We start from the raw sequence: 6,000 nt of genomic DNA on the forward strand, positions 1-6,000 counted from the left end.
TAAATTATAAAATCGATTGAAGTCTAACATGAATGAAGTAGTAACATTTGGCTGTCGTTTAAATTTTTATGAAAGTGAGTTAATTAAAGAAGCACTAAGAAAAGCAGAAAGAGAAAATGTCGTTGTAGTGCACAGTTGTGCAGTAACAAATGAAGCAGAACGCCAGGTGAAGCAAAAAATACGTAAGATTCATAAAAATGATCCAAGTAAAGAAATTATTGTAGTTGGGTGTGCCGTTCAATTAGATCCCAAATCATACAGTAACATTCCTGGTGTAAGCAAAGTGCTGGGCAATCAAGATAAGCTAAAGACTGAAAATTATTTGCTGAATAATAACAAAATATTAGTCAGTGATAATCAAGCAAGCAGGTCAGAACCTATTCTAATTAATAAGTTTGAAGATAAATCAAGGGCATTTATCGAAGTCCAAAATGGCTGTAATCATAGCTGCACATTTTGCTCAATTACTGAAGCAAGAGGAAGCAACCGATCCGTACCAATAAACAATATTATAGAGCAAATCAAGGTTTTCGTAGCAAATGGTTACCAAGAAGTAGTGTTTACAGGTGTTGATATTACTGATTTTGGTACAGATTTATTTGGCAAACCTTCACTTGGTTCAATGATCAGAAGAGTTTTAAAGGATGTACCAGAATTGAAGAGACTTAGGCTTTCTTCCATTGATGTTGCTGAAATTGACGACGAGTTAATGAGCTTAATAGCTAACGAATCAAGACTTATGCCATATTTACACTTAAGTTTACAATCTGGTAATAATTTAATCCTAAAAAGGATGAAACGTCGTCACAGTAGAGAGCAAGTGATGGAATTTTGTCATAAAGTAAGGGGCTTGAGGCCTAATATAGCGTTTGGTGCTGATATTATTGCTGGATTTCCAACGGAAACTGATGAAATGTTTCAAGATACTGTCAATCTACTAAAGGAAACGAACATAGTTTACCTACATGCTTTTCCATATTCAAAGCGAAAGAACACGCCTGCTGCACGAATGCCACAAGTGCCAGAGAATGTGCGTAAAGAAAGGGTAAAAAACTTGAGGGAAATAAGTAAAGAGATGATGAGTAACTTTTATCAATCTTTGATCGGCACTAAACAAAGCGTTTTAGTTGAGCAAAATAATATTGGCAGGGTAGAAAATTTTGCATTAATAAAGCTTTCATCAGAGATTCAGGCTAAAAGTATTATAAAAGCTAACGTTATAGGAATGGAGAGTGGTTATTTAGTTGGAAGTGTTCTTTCTTAATTTCTTGATGTGAGAAAAGTATTGTAAATTTGTTTATAATGAAAAGACCTACTGTTTTTGATGCATTGCTAATCTTATGTATTAGCTTCTTTTCCGCTCAGGCTAATGCAGGTGATGTTGAAGATCTAATGCTTGAAGACAGATTTGTGTGCCATAAATCTAGAAAATATGATGAAAAAGAAGTTACATCAGTTGAAGACAAGAGACTTAATTTCTATATTAGCACCAACGGTGGCAAGATATATTACGACAGCTCAGAGACATTTATGAATGGCATAACAGCAATTGGAGAAAGATGCTTAACCTTAGTTGAGAGCCGTTATGGTGCAATAGCAAAAAATATGGTAGCAGATGAAATTAAGAGTATACAGCAATTTGATGGTAAAATTGATTTCCAGTGGCTCAGTAGCATATCTTTAGGTTACTATGCTAGGGAAAATGGCCGAATTGATTTTGAAACTATGTATTCTTGGGCTGATATTAAAAGTGATAACCCTCTGCTAGTACTTGATAAATCAGTCAGTATATTTGCATTTTTGTTAAACTTCTATTATAATCCTAGTACGCAGGGTACACAATTTGCCCCGTATACTAGTCTTGGTATAGGACCAGCAGTTTTTAGGTTAAAAAAAGTTAATAGGTCACCTAAAAATTCAATGCCATTGAATGTTCCTTGGTTTGCTTATCAAGTGAAATTTGGTGTTAGTTATTCAATAGTTCCGGAAGTCAAAACCTTCCTTGGTTATCGTTACTTCAGTATTCCAATACCCGTTGCAGATAACATATCAACTCATAATATTGAAATCGGTTTGATGCTTAGTTTTTAGTTAATATATATAAATTCTCGTCCTTTTTATCTAACAAGCCGAACGTTGGTACAATCGTTGCTTTTAAAAAGATAACGGTTTCTACTGTTCTCGTGTTATCCGCTAGCCTTTTTAACTTCTGATGCAACGTAGCTTTAAAGCTTTGCTTATCTTCTCTATGCTCTATGAGTCCGCCAATTACCATAACTTCACCACTCTTGATTTTTAACATAGAGTTCATCTCCCTAATTTCAATAATTGGAATGTTACTATTCAGTTTTGTTTTACTTTGCTGCGCGATGTACTCTATATTTGGGTCTTTAGTATAGCCGTTAATTCTTGATAAGGTTGGGTGTATATCCATGAATATTTCACTAGTATCAATGTTGATGCTTGGATGGATTATTAACACAACCCCTATTGGAACACTATTCATTTTGGTAACTAAGGTATTATTGGAGTTTTTTTGTACATCAGAGGTGAAATAAACGTGATTTTTAGTGAAAGAAATCATTGCTTGCTGATTATTTATGGCATGTACTCTAGGGCTTGAAATCACAGTTGAAGTGCCAAATTTGTCTAAACCTTTTACTAAATTCCCCAAATCACCCATGCCGAAGTTCATTGCCAGATTAACAATGGAATTATCTTGATTCATTACAGGTTTGATTCCATCACATAAATCGTCTAAATTGATACCAGAAAGGTACTTATCATCTAACACGACTTCAACTATCTTTGCCTCTATCATTACTTGAGAAGACGCTAATCGCTTAACTTTATTAATATATTCTTCAACAGCTTTGTGGATATTTTTTCTAGCATTCAAAATAATAACACCAGTTTCTCTATTAGATGAAAGGAATTCTCCATCATTTACCCCGTTAACATCTATTATTGCATTCAACCCCTTTTCCAACGAGTTCCATAAATCGCTGCTATATTGAGACTTCATAACGCTGTTATAGTCTTTATCGGCATCGATTCCGTCATTGCTGGTAATATTGTTGTTAACAATAAAACTGCTTTGAGCAGAGTGTTGAATATTGACAAAGTCTGCGTAATAATTTTGCGTGTACGGTAAATCTTGCTCAATTCTAATCACATCATTACTTGTCGAGTAACGCAGTTTGGCACTATCAGCTATGCTCTGAATTACTTCATTTATATTTTTATCTTTTAGCTTTAAAATAATGTTACCTGATATTTTTGGATCTATATCCAAGTTAATGTCGGAAAGTTTTCCTATCTCAATCAGCAAATCCTTTACTGGTACTTCTTCACCAATATTAATAGAAATAAGCTGACTACTGGCCGCGAAATCAGGAAACTTTACGGGTAAAGGTACAATTTCTGGTACTGCCGGTTCATTGCTCTCCGAAAGGAAAATTTTACCCTTGCATTGCCTTAGTGAATGGTCGTGCTCAATATCGTGATGATTTTTGTCGCCTATTTGGGTAATATATCCCTGAACAGATAAGCATATACAGGAGATGATAAAAAGGAGCATTAAGCATCTAAAAATGGTCATTAGAAAAAAGCATACAAACCCATTCTAATAGATTTCTATAAAAATATTAAAAATGTATTTAATTTTATTTTCATCTAGCAGAATTACTACACAATGCTGCAAATTTATAGCCTTAGAGCTGCAGGGTTCTTATCTATAAGACCATCCACAATTGTTTTTGATCAGGATGCTTTTGTTTCTTAAAACTTGAATTAAGTTGAATTGCTTTTTTCACTATCGTTAATTTTTTCTAGCATTAACTCTGCAGCCTTTTGTTCAGCAACCTTTTTACTAGAAGCGCATGCAGAAACTTCACCATAATTTTTTATGCGAATTGATATGGTAAATTCAGGATTGTGTGATGGTCCAGTCTGTTTTGCAAGCTTATACTCTGGTAGAGGTAATTTATTTTTCTGAATCCATTCTTGTAGCGAGGTTTTAGGATCTTGAGGAGGGGTTGGCATATCCTTAGCCAACTCCTCCCAATGTCGGGTAACAAATCTTTCAACATTTTTAAATCCGCTGTCAATATAAATCGCACCTATTAGTGCTTCGAGTGCGTTTTCTAAATTTTTTAAGTTACATTTTCCTCCATTGCAGCGTTCGCTATTATTCATGATAATAAAATCGCCCAACTTTATTTCTTTAGCAACATTGGCAATCGTGCTGCCACAAACCAAGTCCATTTTTCTTTTCGCCAACGCGCCTTCTCTTTCTTCAGGAAATAGTTTAAACAGTATAGCAGACACAATCATATTCAAAATGCTATCGCCCAAAAATTCTAACCTTTCGTAATTTTCAGTTTGATTTTTACTATTCCTTTTATTCAAGCTTGGATGAGTCAGTGCTTCCTCTAATATAGCATCATTTTTGAACCTATAGTTGATGATTTTAGATATTGCATCGTTCACGTTTTTCATACTTGTTGTATTGAAAGGAAATACTTCCTGCTGTATTTTTATATCAGAAAGTTAGTTTTACTCCATCAAAATAAGTTGCTAAGATTTGTGGTCACAACCCACTGCCTTACTGGTGTTACTCAGTCCATCTCTTCTTATTAGCTCTGCAAGCTCTAGATTGATTTTATTCACAACTTGAGGCCCTTGGTATACGAGAGTAGTGTACAGTTGTACTAGAGAGGCTCCTGCCTTTATCTTTTTATATGCATCAGCGCCGCTTGAGATTCCCCCGCACCCTATTAATAATGTCTTGCCCTTAGTGAGTTTATACATGTCACTCAATAACTCAGTTGAAAGTTTAAACAGCGGTCTACCACTTAATCCGCCAATCTCATTGTGATGGGAATGTAGATTATCTCGACTAACCGTAGTATTGCTTACTGTCAAGCCGTCAATTTTGTATTCCAATACAAGCTCAGCAATATTTTCTTTTGTTTGCTGATTTATATCTGGAGAAATTTTTAATATTATTGGTATGGATCCAGAGTTATCGATTGATTTCCTGGTTAGAATTATAGACTTCAAGAATTCTGATAATTCCTGCTTGTTGTGCAGATTGCGTAAATTTGGCGTATTTGGAGATGAGATATTCAGCACTATATAGCTACTTTTCCCATATATCATCTTTATTAAGTCAACATAGTCACTGATTTGGTCCTTCGAAGTGCTATTTTTCCCTATATTGATGCCGAAAATGCAGTCATCAAGCTTGGTTCCATCTATTTGCTTAAGGAAATAGTCTATTCCTTTATTATTAAATCCTAATCTATTGATTATTCCTTCGTCTTCAATTAACCGAAAAATTCTCGGTTTTTTGTTTCCGTATTGGGGGTGTTTAGTTACAGTACCAGACTCGATAAATCCAAAACCAAGTGAGAGCATGGGCCTTATAATTTCCGCATTCTTATCAAAACCTGCAGCAAGACCTACAGGGCTCCTGAGTTTATTACCAAAGAAGTTTACGTTTAAAGATTCTGGTAGTTCTATAGGTTTTCCGCAAGGCATCTTTTTTAACATCGTGATTGCCAAGGAATGAACAATTTCAGGTGGTAGCAAAAATAGTAAATTACGTAATATCATTTTAAAACACTCTTCAGTTTATTTTCTACCATAAAATGCCACGGAAGTATAACTGTAACTTTAAAAGAAGACGTTTTTATTGATTTTGCTTATGAATACTTCCATAAGCGATAACAATTAATTTTTCTGAAAGGAAATCACAACTTGATCAGTTTTTTTATACACTAATTCAAGATAGCCAAATTTATTAACTCGAGATTCTACTAATATAGGGATCTTATCTTGATCTAAATAAAACCCTTGTTTTGATTGTTTATTAATGAGTAATCTTACATTTCTATTTTTCAATCAAACATTTTATTTATTTTAGGCTTTCCCTTACAATTAGTCTCATTTATAAATCCTAAATATTCACCTTTTGCAGAGCATACTTCAATCTTG

5 protein-coding genes are annotated in these 6,000 nt (G+C 34.2%); 2 read left to right on the plus strand and 3 right to left on the minus strand.

Annotated features, from left to right (window positions below; genetic code table 11):
- Window positions 1-28 precede the first annotated feature (28 nt).
- Window positions 29-1,264 carry a tRNA (N(6)-L-threonylcarbamoyladenosine(37)-C(2))-methylthiotransferase MtaB gene (mtaB, locus tag IHO13_RS00125; RefSeq protein WP_225537184.1) on the plus strand — a complete coding sequence of 412 codons (1,236 nt, stop codon included), beginning with the start codon at window positions 29-31 and terminating at the stop codon, window positions 1,262-1,264.
- A gap of 35 nt (window positions 1,265-1,299) precedes the next feature.
- Entirely contained in the window at window positions 1,300-2,091 is a 792-nt protein-coding gene (locus IHO13_RS00130; RefSeq protein WP_225537190.1) for a P44/Msp2 family outer membrane protein, read from the plus strand.
- Here the strand turns inward: IHO13_RS00130 and IHO13_RS00135 are convergent.
- The 3 genes from IHO13_RS00135 to IHO13_RS00145 all read right to left on the minus strand — a co-directional run bounded on the left by IHO13_RS00135 (window position 2,081) and on the right by IHO13_RS00145 (window position 5,619).
- A complete protein-coding gene (locus tag IHO13_RS00135) occupies window positions 2,081-3,580 on the minus strand; it encodes a type II secretion system protein GspD (RefSeq protein ID WP_410543367.1) in 1,500 nt (499 codons plus the stop codon). The genes IHO13_RS00130 and IHO13_RS00135 overlap by 11 nt on opposite strands.
- 212 nt (window positions 3,581-3,792) lie before the next feature.
- A complete protein-coding gene (rnc, locus tag IHO13_RS00140; protein WP_225537186.1) occupies window positions 3,793-4,500 on the minus strand; it encodes a ribonuclease III in 708 nt (235 codons plus the stop codon).
- 78 nt (window positions 4,501-4,578) lie between these two features.
- Window positions 4,579-5,619, minus strand: a complete 1,041-nt coding sequence (locus IHO13_RS00145; protein WP_225537187.1) for a quinone-dependent dihydroorotate dehydrogenase — start codon at window positions 5,617-5,619, stop codon at window positions 4,579-4,581.
- Window positions 5,620-6,000 lie beyond the last annotated feature (381 nt).

Source organism: Wolbachia endosymbiont of Mansonella perstans, from assembly GCF_020278605.1.
Classification (GTDB): Bacteria; Pseudomonadota; Alphaproteobacteria; order Rickettsiales; family Anaplasmataceae; genus Wolbachia.